This window comes from Pantoea sp. S61, assembly GCF_016625145.1.
In the GTDB taxonomy this organism is placed as follows: Bacteria; Pseudomonadota; Gammaproteobacteria; order Enterobacterales; family Enterobacteriaceae; genus Pantoea; species Pantoea rwandensis_B.
Map to the genome: position 1 here is coordinate 60,649 of NZ_JACVUO010000005.1, position 20,568 is coordinate 81,216.

At 51.6% G+C, this 20,568-nt stretch carries 20 protein-coding genes and 2 pseudogenes; 19 read left to right on the forward strand and 3 right to left on the reverse strand.

Features of this window, described 5'->3' with window-relative positions:
* Positions 1–96 precede the first annotated feature (96 nt).
* The 15 genes and pseudogenes from IAE30_RS12195 to IAE30_RS12265 all read left to right on the forward strand — a co-directional run bounded on the left by IAE30_RS12195 (position 97) and on the right by IAE30_RS12265 (position 15,260).
* A complete protein-coding gene (locus IAE30_RS12195) occupies positions 97–1,407 on the forward strand; it encodes an MFS transporter (RefSeq protein ID WP_200679810.1) in 1,311 nt (436 codons plus the stop codon).
* A gap of 14 nt (positions 1,408–1,421) precedes the next feature.
* Entirely contained in the window at positions 1,422–2,510 is a 1,089-nt protein-coding gene (locus IAE30_RS12200; protein ID WP_200679812.1) for a tartrate dehydrogenase, read from the forward strand.
* Positions 2,511–2,512: 2 nt separating this feature from the next.
* The gene (locus IAE30_RS12205; protein ID WP_200679814.1) at positions 2,513–3,772 is read left to right on the forward strand and encodes a glycerate kinase; all 1,260 of its coding nucleotides are present in this window, start codon (positions 2,513–2,515) and stop codon (positions 3,770–3,772) included.
* 28 nt (positions 3,773–3,800) lie between these two features.
* Positions 3,801–4,925, forward strand: a pseudogene (locus IAE30_RS12210) (cytochrome c); the annotation flags it as partial.
* 318 nt (positions 4,926–5,243) lie between these two features.
* Positions 5,244–6,026, forward strand: coding sequence for a hypothetical protein (locus IAE30_RS12215; RefSeq protein ID WP_200679815.1), 783 nt, complete (start codon positions 5,244–5,246; stop codon positions 6,024–6,026).
* 152 nt (positions 6,027–6,178) lie between these two features.
* On the forward strand, positions 6,179–7,573 hold the full coding sequence (locus IAE30_RS12220; protein ID WP_038644797.1) for an MFS transporter: 1,395 nt from the start codon (positions 6,179–6,181) through the stop codon (positions 7,571–7,573).
* 528 nt (positions 7,574–8,101) lie between these two features.
* Positions 8,102–8,641, forward strand: coding sequence for a fimbrial protein (locus IAE30_RS12225; RefSeq protein ID WP_038644796.1), 540 nt, complete (start codon positions 8,102–8,104; stop codon positions 8,639–8,641).
* A gap of 76 nt (positions 8,642–8,717) precedes the next feature.
* Positions 8,718–9,269, forward strand: a complete 552-nt coding sequence (locus tag IAE30_RS12230; protein WP_200679816.1) for a fimbrial protein — start codon at positions 8,718–8,720, stop codon at positions 9,267–9,269.
* 14 nt (positions 9,270–9,283) lie between these two features.
* Entirely contained in the window at positions 9,284–11,812 is a 2,529-nt protein-coding gene (locus tag IAE30_RS12235; protein ID WP_200679817.1) for an outer membrane usher protein, read from the forward strand.
* Between the two features lie 38 nt (positions 11,813–11,850).
* On the forward strand, positions 11,851–12,627 hold the full coding sequence (locus IAE30_RS12240) for a fimbria/pilus periplasmic chaperone (RefSeq protein ID WP_200679965.1): 777 nt from the start codon (positions 11,851–11,853) through the stop codon (positions 12,625–12,627).
* Positions 12,584–13,264, forward strand: coding sequence for a fimbrial protein (locus tag IAE30_RS12245; protein WP_234472746.1), 681 nt, complete (start codon positions 12,584–12,586; stop codon positions 13,262–13,264). The genes IAE30_RS12240 and IAE30_RS12245 overlap by 44 nt, the downstream gene beginning before the upstream one ends.
* Positions 13,257–13,775 carry a fimbrial protein gene (locus tag IAE30_RS12250; RefSeq protein ID WP_052059356.1) on the forward strand — a complete coding sequence of 173 codons (519 nt, stop codon included), beginning with the start codon at positions 13,257–13,259 and terminating at the stop codon, positions 13,773–13,775. The genes IAE30_RS12245 and IAE30_RS12250 overlap by 8 nt, the downstream gene beginning before the upstream one ends.
* A 9-nt stretch (positions 13,776–13,784) precedes the next feature.
* Positions 13,785–14,270, forward strand: a complete 486-nt coding sequence (locus IAE30_RS12255) for a fimbrial protein (RefSeq protein WP_200679818.1) — start codon at positions 13,785–13,787, stop codon at positions 14,268–14,270.
* An 8-nt stretch (positions 14,271–14,278) separates the two neighbouring features.
* Positions 14,279–14,818 carry a fimbrial protein gene (locus IAE30_RS12260; RefSeq protein WP_200679819.1) on the forward strand — a complete coding sequence of 180 codons (540 nt, stop codon included), beginning with the start codon at positions 14,279–14,281 and terminating at the stop codon, positions 14,816–14,818.
* Between the two features lie 118 nt (positions 14,819–14,936).
* Positions 14,937–15,260 (forward strand): gamma-glutamylcyclotransferase, encoded by a 324-nt coding sequence (locus IAE30_RS12265; protein WP_200679820.1) that lies wholly within the window; start codon positions 14,937–14,939, stop codon positions 15,258–15,260.
* Here IAE30_RS12265 and IAE30_RS12270 read toward each other — a convergent pair.
* Complete coding sequence (locus IAE30_RS12270; protein WP_200679822.1) at positions 15,252–15,410, reverse strand: hypothetical protein; 159 nt, start codon at positions 15,408–15,410, stop codon at positions 15,252–15,254. The genes IAE30_RS12265 and IAE30_RS12270 overlap by 9 nt on opposite strands.
* Here IAE30_RS12270 and IAE30_RS12275 point away from each other — a divergent pair.
* The 3 genes and pseudogenes from IAE30_RS12275 to IAE30_RS12285 all read left to right on the forward strand — a co-directional run.
* Positions 15,376–15,534, forward strand: a pseudogene (locus IAE30_RS12275) (oligo-beta-mannoside permease IIC protein); the annotation flags it as partial. The gene IAE30_RS12270 and the pseudogene IAE30_RS12275 overlap by 35 nt on opposite strands.
* 221 nt (positions 15,535–15,755) lie before the next feature.
* The gene (locus IAE30_RS12280) at positions 15,756–16,373 is read left to right on the forward strand and encodes a glutathione S-transferase family protein (RefSeq protein WP_200679969.1); all 618 of its coding nucleotides are present in this window, start codon (positions 15,756–15,758) and stop codon (positions 16,371–16,373) included.
* Between the two features lie 10 nt (positions 16,374–16,383).
* On the forward strand, positions 16,384–18,426 hold the full coding sequence (locus tag IAE30_RS12285; protein ID WP_200679824.1) for a pyridoxamine 5'-phosphate oxidase family protein: 2,043 nt from the start codon (positions 16,384–16,386) through the stop codon (positions 18,424–18,426).
* 216 nt (positions 18,427–18,642) lie between these two features.
* On the opposite strand, the gene IAE30_RS12290 is transcribed toward IAE30_RS12285, so the two are convergent.
* Both IAE30_RS12290 and IAE30_RS12295 read right to left on the reverse strand, forming a co-directional pair.
* Entirely contained in the window at positions 18,643–18,855 is a 213-nt protein-coding gene (locus IAE30_RS12290; protein ID WP_200679826.1) for a cold shock domain-containing protein, read from the reverse strand.
* A gap of 358 nt (positions 18,856–19,213) precedes the next feature.
* Positions 19,214–19,381: a YhfL family protein gene (locus tag IAE30_RS12295; RefSeq protein WP_200679828.1), complete on the reverse strand. Its 168-nt coding sequence runs from the start codon at positions 19,379–19,381 to the stop codon at positions 19,214–19,216.
* A 496-nt stretch (positions 19,382–19,877) separates the two neighbouring features.
* Here IAE30_RS12295 and IAE30_RS12300 point away from each other — a divergent pair, with 496 nt between their 5' ends.
* Positions 19,878–20,399, forward strand: coding sequence for a DUF2778 domain-containing protein (locus IAE30_RS12300; RefSeq protein WP_200679829.1), 522 nt, complete (start codon positions 19,878–19,880; stop codon positions 20,397–20,399).
* Positions 20,400–20,568: the final 169 nt, after the last annotated feature.

A 20,568-nucleotide genomic window follows, 5' to 3' on the forward strand; every position in this document is an offset into this window, starting at 1 on the left:
TATAATCCACTCTTGATGATCCGCCAAGTCAAAACTGCATACTGAACTCGATTACAAAAAAATAACACCACCCTACACAATCTGGAGCACTTTAATATGAACTCTCACCTCGAAAAAAGGGTGATGCGTAAAGTGACGTTACGCATTGTGCCCTTCATCATGCTGCTCTACTTCATCGCCTTTCTCGATCGCGTCAACATTGGTTTTGCCGCGTTAACCATGAATCAGGATTTAGGTTTCTCGCCCACGGTATTTGGTTTGGGTGCGGGAATCTTTTTCCTCGGTTATTTCCTGTTCGAAGTCCCGTCGAATTTAATCCTGCATAAAGTCGGTGCGCGGATCTGGATTGCCCGCGTGATGATCACCTGGGGATTGGTCTCCGGCTGCATGGCCTTTGTGCAAGGCACCACCAGTTTCTACACCCTGCGATTCCTGCTCGGTGTGGCGGAGGCCGGCTTCTTCCCCGGCATCATCCTCTATCTCAGCTACTGGTTCCCGGCGGCTAAACGGGCGCAGGTCACGGCCATTTTTATGGCTGCGGCGCCACTCTCAACCGCGCTGGGTTCGCCTATCTCCGCTGCCTTGCTGGAGATGCATGGCTTCCTGGGCTACGCGGGCTGGCAGTGGATGTTTGTGCTAGAAGCCATTCCAGCATTGGCGCTTGGCGTGGTGGTGCTGTTCTTCCTTACCGATCGTCCGGCCAAAGCCAAATGGCTGACGGACGAAGAGCGGGCGTGGCTGGAAAACACCATGCAGGCTGAGGAGCTGGCGCGTGCGGCAAAACAGAGCCACAGCAGTGCCTGGCGCGGGTTGGCGGATAAGCGTGTGTTGGCATTAGCGCTGGTCTACTTCGGCACGTCCGCAGGCTTGTACACCCTCGGCATCTGGTCACCGCAAATTATTCGCAGCTTTGGTGCTTCCTCGCTGGAGATTGGTTTCCTTAACGCTTTCCCGGCAGTGATCGGCGTCATCGCGATGATCCTGTGGGCACGTCACTCGGATCGCACCAAAGAGCGCAGCTGGCACGTGATTGGTGCCTGTTTACTGGCCGCTGTCGGGCTGATTTACGCCGGTAACGTCAGCACGCTGTTTGCCGTGATTATCGCCCTGACGCTGGTCACCGTGGGGATCAGCGCCTCGAAACCGCCACTGTGGAGCATGCCAACCCTGTTCCTCAGCGGCCCGGCCGCCGCAGCGGGTATCGCCACCATTAACTCCATCGGCAACCTCGGCGGTTTTGTCGGCCCGATGATGATTGGCGTCATCCGCCAGCAAACCGGTAGCTACACCTGGGGCCTGTATTTCGTCGCCGGACTGCTGGCGCTCTCTGCCCTCGTCGTTCTGATTCTGTCTGCCAAAGCGAATAAACCGCAAACGGCAGAGATTCCTCACCCTCATACTCATTGATTGGAGAAGTAACTATGCGTAACTACAAAATTGCCGCGATTCCTGCCGACGGTATCGGCCCGGAAGTGATTTCAGCGGGCGTGGAAGTGCTGCAGGCGCTGACGCGTCAAAATCCACAGTTGAAGTTTGATGTGCAGACGTTTGACTGGGGTTCGGATTACTACAAAAAACATGGCGTGATGATGCCGGAAGATGGCCTGAACACGCTGAAAAAATTCGATGCCATTTACTTCGGTGCGGTAGGTGCGCCGGATGTGCCTGACCACATTACGCTGTGGGGCCTGCGTCTGCCGATTTGCCAGGGCTTCGACCAGTACGCCAACGTACGGCCAACCAAAATTCTGCCGGGCGTCACCTCGCCGCTGCGCAACCGTGGTCCAGGCGATCTGGATTGGGTCATCGTACGTGAGAACTCAGAAGGTGAATATTCCGGTAACGGCGGTCGTGCGCACCGTGGCTTGCCGGAAGAGGTGGGCACCGAAGTGGCGATCTTCACCCGCGTTGGTGTCACCCGTATCATGCGTTATGCCTTTAAACTGGCGCAGTCACGTCCACGCAAACTGCTGACCGTGGTGACCAAATCTAACGCCCAGCGTCACGGCATGGTGATGTGGGATGAGATTGCCGCTGAAGTGGCGCTGGAGTTCCCGGATGTGCAGTGGGACAAAATGCTGGTCGATGCGATGACGCACCGCATGACGCTGCACCCGCAGACGCTGGATACCATTGTCGCCACCAACCTGCACGCCGACATCCTCTCCGATCTGGCCGGTGCGTTGGCGGGCAGTCTGGGCGTGGCACCGACCGCCAATATTGATCCACAACGCCGTTTCCCTTCCATGTTCGAACCGATTCATGGCTCGGCGTTTGATATCACCGGCAAAGGCATCGCTAACCCGATTGCCACCTTCTGGACGGCGGTGCAGATGCTGGAGCACCTCGGCGAACCTGATGCGGCAGCGCTGATCATGGAAGGCATTGAGTACGTGTGCGAACAGGGCATTCTGACGCCGGATGTCGGTGGCACCGCCAATACCGCTGACGTGACGCGAGCCGTCGTGCAATTCATCGAAGCCAAAGCCAACGTCGCCGAGACCGCATAATCATGAGAAATGAACAGGCCGCAGAGATCCTGCGCGATATCTTTCAGCACGCTGTCGACAGCGCCCGCGCCGGACCGGTGATCCCCCCCAACCTGCCGGAAAAGCCACGCGGACGTTGCGTGGTGATTGGTGCCGGTAAAGCCTCCGCTGCGATGGCGGCAGCGGTGGATGCGGCCTGGCCAGATGTGGATGTCTCGGGCGTGGTGGTGACGCGTTACGGCCATGCCGTACCCGCGGGCCGCATCCGTATTCTTGAGGCAGCACATCCGGTGTCTGATGCCATGAGCGAAACCGCCGCGATGCTGATTGTGGAGACGCTGCGCGGGTTAACCCCGGATGATTTGGTGCTGGCGCTGATTTCTGGTGGAGGATCGGCGCTGATGGCGCTCCCCGCACCGGGATTAACGCTGGCCGATAAGCAGACGATTACCCGCGCCCTGCTGCACAGCGGCGCCAACATCAAAGAGATGAATCTGGTTCGCCGTCATCTCTCTGCGGTGAAGGGCGGCAAGCTGGCGGCGCTGGCCCAACCGGCGCGCATCGTGTCACTGATTATCAGCGATGTGCCGGGTGATAACCCGACGGATGTGGCTTCTGGCCCTACCGTTGCCGACCAGAGTACGCCGCGCGATGCGCTCAGGGTGTTGGAGCGCTATGGCATCGCAGTGCCGGAAGCGGTGCGTAAGGTACTGAACCAGCCGACCCGCCCGGTGGAAAATGCCGCGAACAGTGAGGTCAGGCTGATTGCGGCACCTGCACTCGCGTTGCAGGCTGCAGCGTTGGCCGCCCGCGCGCAAGGGCTGACCCCCTTGATTCTCGGCGATGCCATCGAAGGTGAAAGCCGTGAAGTGGCGGTGGTGATGGCCGGTATTGCCCGGTCGGTAAAGCAGTACGGTCATCCCGTTGTCGGGCCCGCTGTGCTGCTTTCCGGCGGCGAAACCACGGTCACTGTGGCAAACGGGCGGGCGGGCAAAGGCGGACGCAATACCGAGTTTCTGCTCAATCTGGCCTGCGCATTGCAGGGTGAAAGTGGCATCTGGGCGGTAGCGGGTGATACCGATGGTATTGATGGCACCGAAGATGCGGCGGGTGCGTTGGTGTATCCCGATACGCTGGCACGCGGCAAGATCAACGGCCTAAGTGCCTCGGCCTATCTGGATGCTCATGACAGCTACAGCTATTTTCACTCCACCGGGGATTTAGTGATCACGGGCCCGACGCTCACCAATGTGAATGATATTCGCGCCATATTGATAGCCTGATATCGCCGCTACCGCGTGGAAGACAGACGGTGGGAAAGCCTTCGGCGGCGGTTTGGCGATTGCCAGCCCGATGGGGGTGATTTATTCCACCAATATCTCCCCGGATCCTAAGGCGGGTATTGGTGAATACACCGAGCAGGAGTTTGCCGATGCCGTGCGCAAAGGCGTGCGCCGCGATGGTAAAAATCTCTATCCGGCCATGCCCTATCCCGACTACCGTGGCGTCACCGATGCAGATATCCATGCGCTATATGTCTACTTTATGAAGGGCGTGCAGCCGGTAGTGGAAAAAGCACCGGAAACCTCGCTGATGTTCCCTTTCAGTCAGCGCTGGGGTATGTGGTTCTGGAATAAAGCGTTTACCGAAGATAAGCCATTTACCTCCCTGCCAACGGCACCTGAAGAACTGAATCGCGGCAAGTATCTGGTGGAAACCTTGGGTCACTGCGGCAGTTGCCACACGCCGCGCGGTATCGGCATGCAGAAAAAAGCGCTCAACGAATCCAACCCGCATTATCTGGCAGGTGGCGAACTCAACGGCTGGCCGGTGCCTGCTCTGCGCGGCATGCCGACCTGGAGCGTGAAAGATATCACCGACTATCTGGCGACCGGGCGTAACGACTTTGCCTCCGTTGGCGGCGAGATGACGGGTGTGGTGGAACACAGCATGCAGCATATGAATGATGCGGATTTGCAGGCGATTGCCCGCTACCTGAAGTCATTGCCTGCGGATGTGCCAGTGAAAAACCGTCGTGCTGCTGTCGATCAGGAAACGCAGAAAACCGCTGACTTCCTGACGCAGGGACATAATCTGAACGCGGGCCAAATGTTGTACATGAACAACTGCGAGGCCTGTCACTGGACCGATGGCAACGGGGCGAAAGGCATCTTCCCGCGCCTGAACGGCGGCGACATTGTGACAGCAGATAATCCTACTGGACTCATCAACATTATCCTGCAGGGTGCGCAGACTCCGTCTACGCCGAAAGCGCCTTCTGTGATGGCGATGCCGGACTTCTCAGGACGTCTCAGCGATGAGCAAGTCGCGCAACTGGCTACGTTTGTGCGCAGCGGCTGGAGCAATGATGCGCCGGCGGTTTCGGCAAAAGAGGTGCAGAAGGTTCGCGAGTCGCTGTCTGCGGATAAGAAGTAAGGTATTGATGCGTTTACGCTGCTGAAACGGCGTAAACGCTTTTTAAATATTCTGAACATTGCTTCTCTTAAAACATGATGGCATCACACCATCCATTCCTCACAAATTCATACTGCTAAATTTTCCAGTCAAATGAAACCGTCTCTCGATTGTAGGGAACGCATGACATTAGAAACAGAATAGTAGTACTCAAATAAGATCCCCACCTGCCAGATTGGTAAATAGAAATCCGCCAGAATAAATCAGTTAAATGCCCCCGAAAAATCAAAAAAAATATCAACATGTTGATAACTGATTTAAAATTCAACCAGGATTAAAATGAAAAAAATACCCTTTTTATTTTCGCTCATTTTCTTACTCTCTTCATTCAGCGCCCATGCTGTCATATCCATCACCAGTGCATCATACGATAGTAGTCACAACGTCACCCTTAGCTATAGCAGCACCTCAGGTGGAAACCCCACCACTGGCCCTGTTTGCAGGACAGGGGGGGCGGGATGTTTTTTTGGCATTTGGGTTATTGATAATTCTGACGGCTCAGCGCGCGTCGTAAGAGGCGTGCGCTACGTTTTCGTATCCACCAGGGCGACTTGGGCGGAGGCCAACAGCGCATTTTTAAGGACTCATCCAGGCAGTGGCACACTGACTCATTTTACTTCTGGAAGCCCGCCTTATTCTGTTTGTGTTGGTGGCGCTGGCGCACTCAGCGCATACTTCCCCGGCACTGATTATCAAAATCAGCCCGGTACTGTGTGCCGGGCAGCGTCAGCTCCTCCGGTCCCCACCAGTTGCTCATTTTCAGGTTCACCAAACATCGACCATGGCACACTGCAAGCGGGCCAGGTTAATGGTAAAAGGGATAGCGTTTCAATCAATGTCATTTGTAATCGGGCAACCTCTGCCACCATTGCAAGCCTGGGCGGCACCATCAATTTGGGAGGTGGAGTGACATCAACCCTCACCTTTGATGGCCGCAGCTCTGGAACGATTTCTTTACCCAGCGGCACGTCAGCCCATACTGTCGCTTCCACGCTCAAAGCGACCAATCCAACGCCTGGCGATAAGAGCGGCAGCGGTACGATTGTGATAAATCTTCTCTAACAACATTCACGTTATAATTCATATCCTTATAGTTACCTCTCGCAACCCGGCAATAGCCGGGTTTTTCACAATATGTTGCTTGCATGTGACGCAGTTGTGCTCAAAAATAATACGCCTTCACTTTCTTGATTTATCGAATATTCAGGGACGTTATGACACAACCTGGCACTAAGCCGAATCACACCATGCTGCTGGCACTGCTGGTCGCAGTGACCTTCTTTATGGAAAACCTCGACGCCACGGTGATGACCACCGCGATCCCTCAAATGGCGCGGGATTTCACCGCCAGCCCGGTGGCGCTGAATGTGGGTGTCAGTGCCTATTTACTGGCTGTCGCCGTAGGCATTCCCACGAGCGGCTGGTTGGCGGAGCGTTTCGGCGCACGTACCGTGTTTGCTTGCGCCATTTTGATCTTTACCCTCGCCTCGGTGCTGTGCGGCCTCAGCGACACGTTACCGATGTTCACCCTGAGCCGTATTTTGCAGGGCATCGGCGGCGCGATGATGGTGCCGGTGGGGCGTATGGTGGTGCTACGCGTCACCGAAAAGAAAGACATGGTGAAAACCATCGCCTTTATTACCTGGCCTGGATTGATCGCCCCCGTACTCGGCCCGCCATTGGGTGGGTTGATTGTGACTTACGGGCATTGGCCCTGGATCTTCTGGCTGAATATTCCTCTTGGCATCCTCGCTATTATCGCCACTGGCTATCTGGTGCCGCAGTTCAAAGCAGAGCTGTTACGCCCCTTTGATGTGCGGGGTTTCGTCCTCACGGCCACCGCCTGTACGGCGTTGATCATCGCGCTGGAAGCCCTGGGCCAAATGCATCTCAGCCTCGGTATCCCGCTGCTGTTGGCCGGGATATTGTGTAGCGTTATGGCCTATCGTCACAGCTTTAGCCATCCGCAACCATTACTGCCGTTTAACGCGCTCACCATTAACACCTTCCGCAACGCAGTGGTGGGCGGTTCGTTTTTCCGCGCGTCGATAAATGCAGTGCCCTTCCTTCTTCCGCTATTGTTCCAATTGGGATTCGGCTGGAGCGCGGCACAAGCGGGTGCCATGGTACTGTGGGTGTTTGCCGGAAATCTGGCAATGAAACCGGCCACCATCTGGCTGATGAAACGCTTTGGTTTCCGTCAGGTATTGATGGTTAACGGCGTCATCAGTCTGGCAGCGATGCTGGGCTGTTTGCTGCTCAGCTCTTCCCTTGGCTATTTCGCAATTGCTGCCATTCTTTTTATTGGCGGATTATCGCGCTCGCTTCAGTTCAGCTGTTACAACAGTTTAGGCTTTGCTGATGTGCCGCAAACCAAAATGAGTGATGCCTCCGTGGTGTTCAGCATCTTCTTCCAGTTCAGCATGAGCGCCGGCATTGCATTAGCCGCTCTGTTCTTGCGCGGTTCGATGCTGTGGCAGGAGCATGCCACCATTGAACAGAGCGATATTCGTATCGCTTTCGCGGGTGTGGCTTTGTTGGTATTGATGTCTCTGTTCGATGTCTGGCGGCTGGAGAAAAACGCCGGTGCGCAGGTGTTGAGCCGATAACAGCAACCCTGCCCACACAGGGTATGGGGGTGGGCATTCCTGTTAAGATTCAGCAAGTGAAGATATTTTTATATTATTAGCAATAATCATTAATTACTCTCGTAATAATTACGACACTGCTCACAGTAACACTCATTTCGCAATGTTATAGTTTTTAGCAATGGGTTCCATCGTTCACTCTTATTCAAAACCCTAAGAAAGCCCCCTTATTTCTTCACATGTAATACATCCCTGACAAATAGCCCATTCACTCACTACACCAACACAAAACAAATCTTATTTTCATCAAGCAACCCTCCCTCCATAATGCCCCCAACGACGCCACTAAAAATAAATAAAAGGCTGAGCAGAATGAAACATGCAGATCTGTATTTGCATGTTCCAGGAGCACCTGATAGCAGTGTGCAAATACTAATATTTTATCAGATCAAAAGCGTAAATCATCGCGCATGCGCCTGATGCAATATTAGTGAACACCATATTTATCAATAATAAAATATGGGTACTAAACCAAATGGAAGACATTAAATGAAAAAGAGTATTATTGCCTTATCTATGTTAAGCCTGTTTGCTGTTTCCTCTACCCATGCTGCAAGTGGTACCGGAAAAGTCACCTTTACCGGCTCGATTATTGATGCACCTTGTTCTATCGCGCCGGGTTCATTGGATCAAACGGTATCTCTTGGTGCTATTTCCAACGTAGCATTGGCGGCGAACGGAAATACAGGTTCATCTAGCCCAAAACCCTTCAACATTGAATTGGAAGACTGTGTTATCGCTACGCCCGGCACCAAAGACAAAGTGACTGTCACCTTTACCGGCGCAGCCTCACCTTATGATTCTGAAAGCCTGGCGCTGGTCGGTGGTGATGCCAGCGGAGCCTCCGTTGTCCTGACTGATGGCGATGGTGTAAAGGTCAAACTGAACACTGCCTCTTCAGGCCAGACGGTGATCAATGGCAACAACACCCTGGCCTTCGCAGCACGTCTTAAAGGTGGTGGGGCCACGACGACCATCGTGCCTGGTAGCTTCCAGGTACCGACTAATTTCGTGCTGAATTACAACTAATAAAACGCATGACCTATTTACCTGCGGCGTGCCTGTCGCAGGTTTTTTAATCTGTACCGTATTCTGGAGCATATTGATGTATTGGAAGCCCTTATTATTACGTTATGTGGCCCCATTCCTGGTATTGTGCAGCACCTTGGGAACGCCCTATCTCACCTTCGCGAATAACGAAGGTTTTGGTCGTGTAAATATGACAGGTTCAATTGTGGAAACGCCTTGTGCAATTGAAGTTGGCGATCGCGATCAAACCCTGTATATGGGAAACCATCCAATTAGTAAAATCATGAGGGATGGTCAAGGGCCTAAAAAAGAGTTCTCCATTCGTTTATTCGGTTGCGTCCTGACCCGCCTGGATCCCAGTAAGCCAGACTGGAAAAACTTTAAAGTCATGTTTGATGGTGAAAATGACAAAGGTCACTTTAAAACAGCAGGTACTGCCAGCGGAGTTTCCGTCAAGATCAGTGATCTTATAGGGAATGTTGCAACGCCAGGTGTACATCTGCCTGATGGCGATCTCATCGTTGAGAATATGCATCTTAAGTACACGCTCAACTTAGTCGGTAACCAGGAAATATTACAAGCTGGCGATCATCAATTAACTATCCGTTTCAGAATAGATTATAACTAACGGGGCACGCCATCATGCTGTTACGTTTTCCGCGCAATGCGGCTTCTCTTTTTTTTATCACCGCAGTTGGGACAACATTATTCATTGGGGAATTATCGACCTCTAAAGCTGCCAGTGATGTGCAGTTCAATACAGATGTCCTTGATCTCAAAGATCGAAGCAATATCGATTTAAGCCAGTTCTCGCGTAAGGGCTTTATTTTACCGGGAGCCTATACCCTCGCGATTGATCTTAATGCGAACACCTTGCCTGAGCGGCAGATTCACTTCTACCCAGCAGAAAATAACGTTAATGAGAGCGTAGCCTGCATTTCACCGGAGATGGTGGAGCAGTTTGGCCTGAAAGAGACCACATTGGCGAGTCTCACGTGGTGGCATAACCAGCAGTGTCTCAATCTGGACAGCATAAAGGGTATGGAAGCTCGTGGTGATTTAGGAAAATCAGCGCTGTTCGTTAGCATCCCGCAAGCCTATTTGGAGTACAGCAGCCCCTATTGGGATCCGCCTGCTCGTTGGGAAGAAGGCATTACTGGCGCACTCTTTGACTACAATCTCAGCCTGCAAACCCTGCAACAAAACGGGGCGGGCGAAGGCAGCGGCACAAATTTATCGGGTAACGGCACGACGGGTGCCAACTTTGACGCCTGGCGGGTACGCGCAGATTGGCAGTCCCGTTACGATCGCCGCAGCGGCAATAATCATGAATCAGGAACGCGAAGCTGGGACTGGAGCCGATTCTACGCTTATCGCGCCCTGAGCAAGCTCGGTGCAAGATTTATCATGGGTGAGGATTACCTAAGCTCGGCCATCTTCGACAGCTTCCGTTTCACCGGATTGAGTTTGGTATCCGATGACAACATGTTGCCCCCGAACTTGCGTGGCTATGCGCCGGAAGTCAGCGGCGTGGCAAAGAGCAATGCCAAAATCACCATCAGTCAACAAGGCCGCATCATCAAAGAGGTACAAGTCGCTGCCGGTCCATACCGTATTCAGGATCTGGATAGTGGAGTTTCCGGTAATCTCGATGTACGCGTTGAAGAGCAGGATGGCAGCGTAAAGCAATATCAGGTTAGCACTGCCACCATCCCGTATCTCACCCGACCGGGACAAGTGCGTTTTAAAACCGCCGTGGGCAAGCCCTCAGATTGGAAGCACCGTGTCGATGGTCCGATGTTTGCGACCGGTGAGCTTTCATGGGGGGTGAGTAACGGCTGGTCACTGTATGGCGGCGGCATTGGTGGAGAAGATTACAACGCGCTTTCCGTTGGTGTAGGGCGTGATTTACTGGCATTTGGCGCCATTTCATCAGACGTCACCCTGTCGCAAGCCAAGGTACCGGCTCAGGATACGCAACGCGGAGGGTCTTATCGCCTGAGTTACGCCAAACGTTTTGATCAAACCGGAAGTCAGGTGACGTTCGCCGGCTATCGTTTTTCCGATAGTGGCTTCCGTTCCATGGCCGAATATCTGGATGCACGGGATGGCGATATCACCGCTGGACGCAGCAAAGAGATGTATACCATCTCGCTGAATCAACAGTTTGAATCGCTGAACCTGACCGCATATGTGAATTACAACCACCAGACGTACTGGAATCAGCCTGCTAACGACCGCTACGACTTTTCGCTTTCGCGTTATTTCGATCTTGGCCGCTTTAGGAATCTGAGTCTTTCCATGACGGCCTATCGCAACAAATTCAATAACACCCATGATGACGGCATGTATATGTCGCTGTCTTTGCCCTGGGGCGCCTCTGGAACGGTAAGTTACAACGGTTCCTATGCCAGGGGGGATAACCGTCAAAGCGTGAGTTATTACAGTCGCGTGGGCGATGCTGACTCGTATCAAGTGAGTACCGGTGTTGCACGCCAGGGCGCCGACCTGAGTGGCTATTACACCCATAACGGCACGCTGGCGCAGGTAAACACCTCGGCCAGCTATCGCGAAGGTCAATACAGCGCCTTAGGTGTTTCCATGCAAGGTGGTGCAACGCTCACCCCTAAAGGCGGTGCATTACATCGCAGCAATATTATGGGCGGGACAAGGATGTTAGTGGACACCGATGGCGATGGCGTTGCCGGTGTGCCTGTCGGCGGTTATGGCAATCCAGTTTATACCAACCGTTACGGTAACGCTGTGGTGAGCGATGTCAGTAGCTACTACCGCAACAGCGTGCGAATCAACCTCGATAAGTTGGCAGATAACGTCGAAGCCAGCCAATCCGTGGTGCAAGGTACGTTGACGGAAGGCGCGATTGGCTATCGTAAATTCAAAGTCATCTCCGGTGAAAAAGCCATGGCGGTGATACGCCTGGCTGATGGCAGTGCACCGCCGTTTGGGGCCACCGTGCTGAATATAAAAAACCAGGAAACGGGCATCGTTAATGATGATGGCAGTGTGTATCTGAGCGGAATCAATGCAGGCGATAGCATGACGGTGCGTTGGAATAATGCAGAGCAATGTAAAATTTCTCTGCCAAAGAATCTGCCTGAAAATACGATGAACAATCTATTACTCCCTTGCGAAGAAATCGCAAGCTTATAAATAAACATAAACCAGTCATTTTATTCTGTAGGTCAATGATGAAAAGAAAAATATTACTTAACGTATTCACTGCAACAGCATTGAGCTTTATTGCTCACTCGGTTTCCGCTGCCATTTCATTGGACAGAACGCGCGTTGTTTTTCCCGGCTCAGAGAAATCGGTGAGTTTGACCGTCAGCAACCAAAACACCGAATTACCTTATCTCGCTCAGGGCTGGCTGGAAGATGAGCAAGGTGAAAAACTGGATAACAGCAGCCCATTAACAGTGGTACCGCCAGTACAACGCATCGAGCCTAAAGCAGAAAGCCAGGTTAAAATTCAGGCTCTCTCCTCTTCTGAAGCCTTTAAAAAACTGCCACAAGATCGGGAATCACTGTTTTATTTCAACCTGCGAGAGATACCACCAAAAAGTGATAAGCCCAATGTATTACAAATCGCCCTGCAAACACGCATCAAAATGTTTTATCGCCCTGCTGCATTAGCAGAAGCGGCGGCGGCACAACATGCGTCGCCATTCCAGGAAAATATCACGCTAAGTAAAAGTGGTGACAAATATACCGTTATCAATCCGACGCCTTATTACGTCACGTTGATTGGTGCCAGCGCGAAAAAGGAAGGCGATGTTATTAAAGGATTTGATGCATTGATGGTTTCACCAAAGAGTCAGGCGGAATTAGGCGGAAGCGCCGCAGCGTTAGGCCCAACGCCGGTATTGGTTTACGTCAATGATTACGGCGGACAAACCGCACTGACTTTTAAATGCAGCGGTAATGTTTGCACTGTTGATACCAGCAAACGCGCAACGCCAAAATAATCAGGGAAGTGATCAGATGCGAAAAATAATCATCGCTGCACATTCAGTAACGGGATGTAGAAAGATTCAGGGATCCGCATTGCTGTCCTGCGCATTGCTATTTTCTTCAGTGGCGCAGGCAGGTTTCGATGATGGCCTGGTGGATGGCAACTACGGTGTTATTCGTGCTCACGGCACTTTAACCGAAAGCGCCTGCCGGCTGGATATGCGTTCAGCCGATCAGTCTGTTGACTTAGGTAATATTGCCACGGGCAAGCTAAAGCTTCCGGGTGATAATGGCAACTTAGTCCCCGTTGCACTCTATTTGCATGACTGCCTGCGCACGTCATCGGCAAACCGTGATGTGAGAGGAAACTTAGTCTGGAATGCCGCTCAGCCTGCAGTATCCTTCACATTTACCGGAATAGAAGATGATGCGAACCCGCAACTTATAAAAGCACAGGGTGTAGACGGCATGGGGTTGCGCTTAAAAGATGCGTTTCGCCAAAACGTCGTACTTGGGCAAAAGGGTAAACCGCTGATATTGAAACCGGCCAGCAACGTAGTGATCTATTACATTGCTCCAGAGCGCACACGCGATAATCTGCGCGCCGGCAGTTATTCCGCCAATGTGAATTTTAGGTTGAATTATGATTAATTCACGTTCAAACAAAAGAACAAATGCGCTGCTTTTAAGCAGCGCGTTGGCGATATCACTCGCTTTTATTCCTTTGACCGGTTCTGTGCAAGCATTTTCAACCACCGCCACGGTGAAGGTCAAAGTATTAGCGCCGCCCTGTATCGTTAATGGTAATCGGGATATACCGATCGATTTTGGCAATGACATTATTATTTCGCGAATTGATAGCCGGATTTATGAACGCTCAATACCTTATGTACTTGATTGCTCAGCAGCCACTTCAAAAGCGCTAAAAATGCAATTACGCGGAGGCGGTGCCTCATTCGACACCACCGTCCTGGGTACCAGTAAAGCCAATCTTGCGATTGAATTAAAAAGCAACGGTACCAAGATGGCGGTTAACAGTTGGCATAACTTCACCGACCCCGCAAGACCGTTACTAAGCGCGGTATTAGTCAAAAATCGCAGCGGTGCTGTCACAGGTGGGACATTTACCGCGACGTCAACGCTGCTGGTTGAGTATCAATAGGGAAGAATAATGAGATACGTCAAATGCCTTAAGGGACAGCAGGCAATGTTATTGGCTTGTTTATATATGGCGCTTCCATCAGCACAAGCAACAGATGTCACCTTTAAGGGCACACTTGTGGAATCTATTCCCTGCGAAATAAATAGTGGCGGAACGATTACCATCGATTTCGACACCTTAATTATTCGTGGTATCGATGGCGATAAATACCGTCGTCCCGTGCCTTATTCAGTGGCCTGCACGGGTACCGGAAGCGTGCGTTTAAGCGTGCAAGGAACGCCAACAAGCTTTGATAACACCGCCGTTGTGACTAACAAAAGTGGTTTGGGAATAAGGGTTGAGCAGAATGGTTCTCCGCTGCGTATAAACCAATATATTGCCATCAACCTTTTGCGCCCTCCCACCTTAACGGTTGTTCCTGTTGCTAATCCAGCAGCGTTGCCCGATGCCGGTGACTTTACGTCGCGAGCCACAATCATTGCAGATTACCAATAGGATTAACCATGAAGCGAATCATCACATTGTTAAGCATCCTATTCACGTTAAGCTGTGGAATGCTCACATCCTCTGCGGTCAAGGCCGCGGAAAACCTCATTATGCGTGGCAGCCTTGTCGATACACCTTGTTTTATACGGCCGGGTGACGACTTAATTAAACTTGATTTTGAAGAGGTCATTGATAAGTTTCTTTATCGCTACACCCGCACCCCCAGTCGTCCGTTGCTTATTCATTTAGAAGACTGCGATGTCAGCGTATTTAAAGAAGTCGAAGTAACGTTTCAAGGCACAGAGAATTCCTCGTTGCCTGGATTATTGCGCCTTGATGCGGGTAGCACAGCACGCGGTGTTGCCATCGGCATTGAGGGTTTAGATGGATCTGCCGTGAAAATTAATAAACCTGCCCCGGCAAAAGCATTACAAGCAGGCAATATGGTGCTGGCATTCCAGGCCTATGTGCAGGGAGAGCCTGATGCCATTCTTAACCGACGAATTGGACATGGACAATTCACGGCGACCGCCACCTTCATACTGGATTACCTGTAAATTAAGTGACTGTAACGTCTGCTTTACTCAACGAGAAACGGGCAGACGTTACACGCCATTGGCTTACCTCGCCTCCCGCGTTAGATTCAAACCCTTTCCCCTATTACTGAGGGTGTTTATGCACAGTCTCTTCGTTTACGGCACGCTCGGTCCCGGCCGTCCTAATGCACATATTATGGAAAATATAGGCGGAAGCTGGCAGCCAGGTTATGTACTCGGCAATTTGCATGAAGCTGGCTGGGGCGCAGCGATGGGTTTTCCAGGTATTGAACTCTCTGCTGAAGGCACGCAGGTCAACGGCTTTGTCTTCAGTTCGAATAACCTTTCCGCGCACTGGTCGATGCTTGATGAGTTTGAAGGCGAAGGCTATCAGCGCGTACCGGTTGAAGTGCTGCTGGAAGATGGCAGCACGCTAATGTCAGAAATTTACGCATTAAAATGACGTAAGCGCCGCTTCCAGTCGATCCAGCGCGCAGAGAGTGCCATAGCTGCGCGCCTGTGGATCATCCGGCAGCGGCAACCAAATGTCGGCCTGACTCGCCAGATCCAGCTTCGTTGGGCACATTTCCGGCACGGTGTTACAGGTGGTCAACCTGGCGATCTCGATGGTGATCTACTATCCGTTCTTCCGTGTATGGGATCGTTTGAAACAGCGCGAAGAACAGCAAAGCGAACAGCAGGCTCAGGCTGTGGCAGGGAGTGCGGTGGTTTCATAGTTCCCGGTCAACCCTCGCGGCAATAGTGATACGCATAACTGCGCGCCCTGCAAAATAGGTTTAACGATTTTGCAGGGCCGCCGTGTTTCAGCACTGACCACCATTCTTCCATTTTCCGCAATAATGACTTCGCAAACCCGGCTATTCTGCCGCGACACAGGCTATGACAACCTTTAGACAGCGTTTGGGATCACCCCATCCACCACTAAAGGACATTAATGATGAAACTCTACCACTTCCCGCTTTCTGGCCATGCGCATCGTGCACGTCTGTTCCTGTCCCTGCTCGACCTGCCACACGAGGTGATTGATGTTGACCTCGCTAACGGCGAGCACAAATCCCCGGCGTTTCTCGCCATTAACCCGTTCGGCCAGGTGCCAGTATTGGAAGATGAAGGCGCGTATATCTCCGACTCCAACGCCATTCTGGTTTATCTGGCGAAAAAATCAGGCCGCAGTGAGTGGCTGCCCGAAGATGCACTGGGTGCGGCGCAGGTGCAGCGCTGGTTGTCTGTCGCGGCAGGTGAACTGGCTTATGGCCCTTGCGCGGCACGCTTGATTACCGTGTTTGGCCGCTCGTTCAACCCTGACGAAGTGATCGCCCGAGCGCACACCATTTTGGCGCTGATGGATCAACATCTTACCGGGCGTGAATGGCTGGTGGGCGATCGCCCGACCATCGCGGATATCGCGCAGTACAGCTACCTGATCGGCGCGCCGGAAGGCAATGTGGATCTCTCTGGCTATCCGGCGGTCAATGCGCTGTTACGCCGTATCGAAGCGCTGCCGGGCTTTGTTCCTTTCCCGCAAACCGCTGCCGGTCTGCGCAGCATCGCGTGAGTTAACGATCATGGGCGAGAAACTTCCGGTATGGCATGCAGGTGAAATAGCCCTGCAACAACAGGCGGGCGTTGCCGAACGCATGGCGGAAGTCGGCCAGCGCGTGATTCGCGACTACATGCCCGATCAGCATCGTGACTTCTACGCGCAGCTGCCGTTTATCGTGGCAGGCAGCGTGGACGCGCAAGGCGATGCCTGGGCTACGCTGCTGGAAGGCCCACCCGGTTTTATTTTCTCGCCCAACGCCACCACGCTGGATATTGCCGCCCAGCCCGATCCCCGCGATCCGGCTGCTGCCGGGTTCACTGACGGCGCACCGGTTGGCCTGCTCGGCATCGAGTTGCACACCCGTCGCCGTAACCGCATGAACGGTTTCCTGAGCGCGATTGGCGGTGGCTTTCGGGTACAGGTAGAACAGAGTTTTGGCAACTGCCCGCGCTATATTCAGCTGCGCGACTTCCGCTTTGCTCGCTCGCCCGATGAGCCTGCGACAGGTGAGATTGAAGTACTCAACACCCTGGATCAGCCGGCCCTCACCACAATGACCAACGCAGATGCGTTTTACGTTGCCACCTACAATGAACAGCAGGTGGATGCCTCGCATCGCGGCGGCAAACCCGGCTTTGTGCGCGTGAATGACGATGGCCTGCTGACCATTCCCGATTTTAACGGCAACCTGTTTTTCTCCACGCTCGGCAACATCCACCAGAACGGTAAAGCCGGGCTGCTGTTTGTCGATTACCGCAGCGGCGATACGCTGCAAATGACCGGTGATGCCAGCGTGATCCTCGATTCGCCGGAAATCGCTGCATTCCAGGGTGCCGAACGGCTGTGGACCTTCCGCCCGCGCCGCATCGTGCGTCGTCATGCCGCTCTCGCCTTGCGCTGGGAAACGGAAGCAGGCGGTATCTCACCGGCATCAGAAATGACCGGCGACTGGCAATCGGCCGCCGAACGCCTGCGCGCCAGCGAACTGGCCCAGCGCTGGCGGCCATTCAGAGTGACGAAGATTGTTGATGAGAGCGCGTCGATTCGCTCATTTCATCTGATGCCGGACGATGGCGCGGGTTTACTGCCGCACCAGGCCGGACAACATTTGCCGATTCGTGTGCGATTACCCGATGCTGAGAAACCACTTATTCGCCACTACACCCTGTCCGTCGCGCCGTCAGATGGTTTTTATCGCATCAGCGTCAAACGCGATGGCGTGGTTTCGCGCTATCTGCACGATCATCTTCGGGTCGGCGACCAAATTGAAACCCGTGCGCCGGCCGGTGATTTCACCATCGATGCACAAGAGACGCGCCCAGCCGTTTTGATGGCGGCGGGCGTCGGCATTACTCCGATGCTGGCGATGCTGCGCCATCTGGTTTATGAAGGACTCCGCAAACAGCGCATGCGCCCGACCTATTTTATTCAGTCCGCGCGCAACAAAGCTGAGCGCCCTTTTGTACGAGAGTTAGATTCGCTGCTGGCCGCTTCACAGGGCGCATTCAAGCTGGTGCGCGTGCTGAGCCAGACGGAAGAGGCGGAACAGGGTTTTGATTACGATATCGCTGGGCGCATTGATATGGCGCTGCTTTCCCAGGTGCTGCCGTTCAACGACTACGACTTTTACCTGTGCGGCCCGCCGCAGTTTACGCAGGCAATTTATGACGGGCTGCGCAGCTACAATATCGCCGACCAGCGCATTCACGCGGAGGCTTTTGGTCCCTCATCGCTGCAGCGCCACAAAGATGAAGCTGAGCCCGAACTGGCGCTGCCAGCGGTTGCAACTCATGACGTGCCGATTAAATTTATGGCATCACTGAAAGAGGCGCGCTGGACACCGCAAAGCGGTTCACTGCTGGAACTGGCCGAAGCGCGTGGGTTAAGCCCGGAGTACAGCTGTCGTGAAGGGCATTGTGGATCGTGCAAAACGCGGATTCTAAAGGGAGCAGTAACCTACACGACTGCGCCGAGTGCCAGTGTGGCAGAGGGGGAGATATTAATCTGCTGCGCGCAGCCGGCACAGCAGAATGGCGATATCGAGCCGATTCAGCTCGAGTTATAACGCGGGGTCATCGTTCAGATACAGCGTGAGGACGTTACACGAAAAGTTGTGCAAACCTGCGTTTATGCAGCGATATTTTTAAGCTCAATCATCGTGGACTTGCAGAAAATGCAGGTCGCACCGTGAGGATTTTTTTGGCTGACATCAAATACTGACTTACGGTATTGAGAGCCCTGACACTGAGGACATCTCATAAAATAGGTGAACAAATTAATATTAGAGACCTGTAACATTGATTGCTGAAGGGCCTTTCGGTCCATCTTGTACGGAGAATTCAACATGCTGACCCTCTTCAAGGGAGCGGAAATCACTACCATTGATAGCAGAGAAATGCACGAAGATATCTTTGCTACCATTTTCAGGGGTAATAAAACCGAAACCTTTTTCAGAATTAAACCACTTTACTGTACCGAGAATTTTATTAGACATAATTAATACCTTTTCTTTTGCCGTGAGGCTGAGTGAACTGAATCGCAGAGAAAAATCAGGACTGAGATAAAACTCAAAGAGAAAGGCTTATTTTCGGCACTGACGTAGATGAGAGATAAACTGTGAACTAACTTTGAAACTGTCTGCAAATCAGACTGGAGTTCATTTACGCATGTCTAATGCAACATTGCAAGACAAAAGAAGAATAAACTTTCCATCTTTAAAGCTAACACTCTCAAAATAAAATAAAACCACTTTAAAACAACACGATAGAAGTTTATCTTTCAGATTTTTCAGGGTTGTTAGAGGTGTTGCGACCAGTTAACTGGCGTGACTGGCCGCTAATCATCAATACTGATTATTTATCTACTGGCCCACAACCGCCTATAATTTTCGAGATAGAAACAGCCGGATGAAGCAGGTAATCGTAATCACAGTTCTTTTCTTTGTTGTACACGCTTCCAGTACATCCAGAAAGCATAGTCACTACCGCAGCGGCAATTGAAAACTTGATGAGCTTACTCATAATAACGCGTCCATTTGTTAAAAGTGTTTTGAAGAAGTTTATCGCTATTTCCGTGCACTTAAAAATCAAGTCATCACTGAGAATAGCGAGCAACAGAACATAAGAACCTTACAGCGCTTATGCGATAAATTATTAATTAAATACATAACTGAAGACAACATTACAAACCATCTTATCATTACCATTATTTGATTAAATCTTCGTAGTGAAAACCTGACAAATTTCATTAATGTCAGGATATCTTTCAGATTAATATCATTAACAATCAATTAAAGGGCTAGCAGGAATTTTAGGGAAATGACTGCGCAAGTGTTTAAACAGTTATTTCGTTATTAAGGATCAATCAACATCCATATCGAATCTGGTCGTCAGACGATTATATAATGTGGGCGACTACACAAAATTGAGAATACGTCATTATTATTACTAACCCTGAAAATTCACCATATGTAACATTACCCACAGGTATTACATGATTTTTAATTAGGGACAGGTAATGGCACTTCAGGGAACATTGATTTTAAATGGTGCAGATTATGTGCCGTTCAACCTTTATGGCGTTGGCGTTTTTATGGCGTTTTCAGGAAAAGGCGTTTATATGAATAACGCTGCATGTGGGGCAATCCCCAATGAAGGCCCAATACCACCGGGTAAGTACTGGATTGTAGACCGTGGTAGCGGTGGCCTTTTATCGAGATTGATAGCAAAGTCCCAGGATTTCTACAACAGGATGTACAACGATGCTGAGTTTGACCATGATGAATGGTTTGCTTTGTTCAGAGATGACTGGACTATTGATGATCACAGTTGGATTGATGGAGTCAAACGTGGATTATTCAGGCTTCATCCTGGCCGTGTATCGAAAGGATGCATAACTTTAGTTCATAACTCCGATTATGCATTGATCCGTGATGCATTAATGCAGACCTCATTAATACGAGTTCCCTGCATGAAATCTTTGATGGCACGCGGATGGATTGAGGTAATTGCCAGTGGCAATAACAACACTTGCCCGTAAGATATCTAAAGTCATCTTCTATTTCACTTTATCGTTGGTCGTCGGGAGGACATTAGGTAGCCCTGAAATATGGTTTGATCATGGATGGGCAACCCGTATTGCACATTTTTTTTACGGAGAGGGTGAGATTGGAGCAGACAATTTTTATGATTTATATTTCTACATCTCC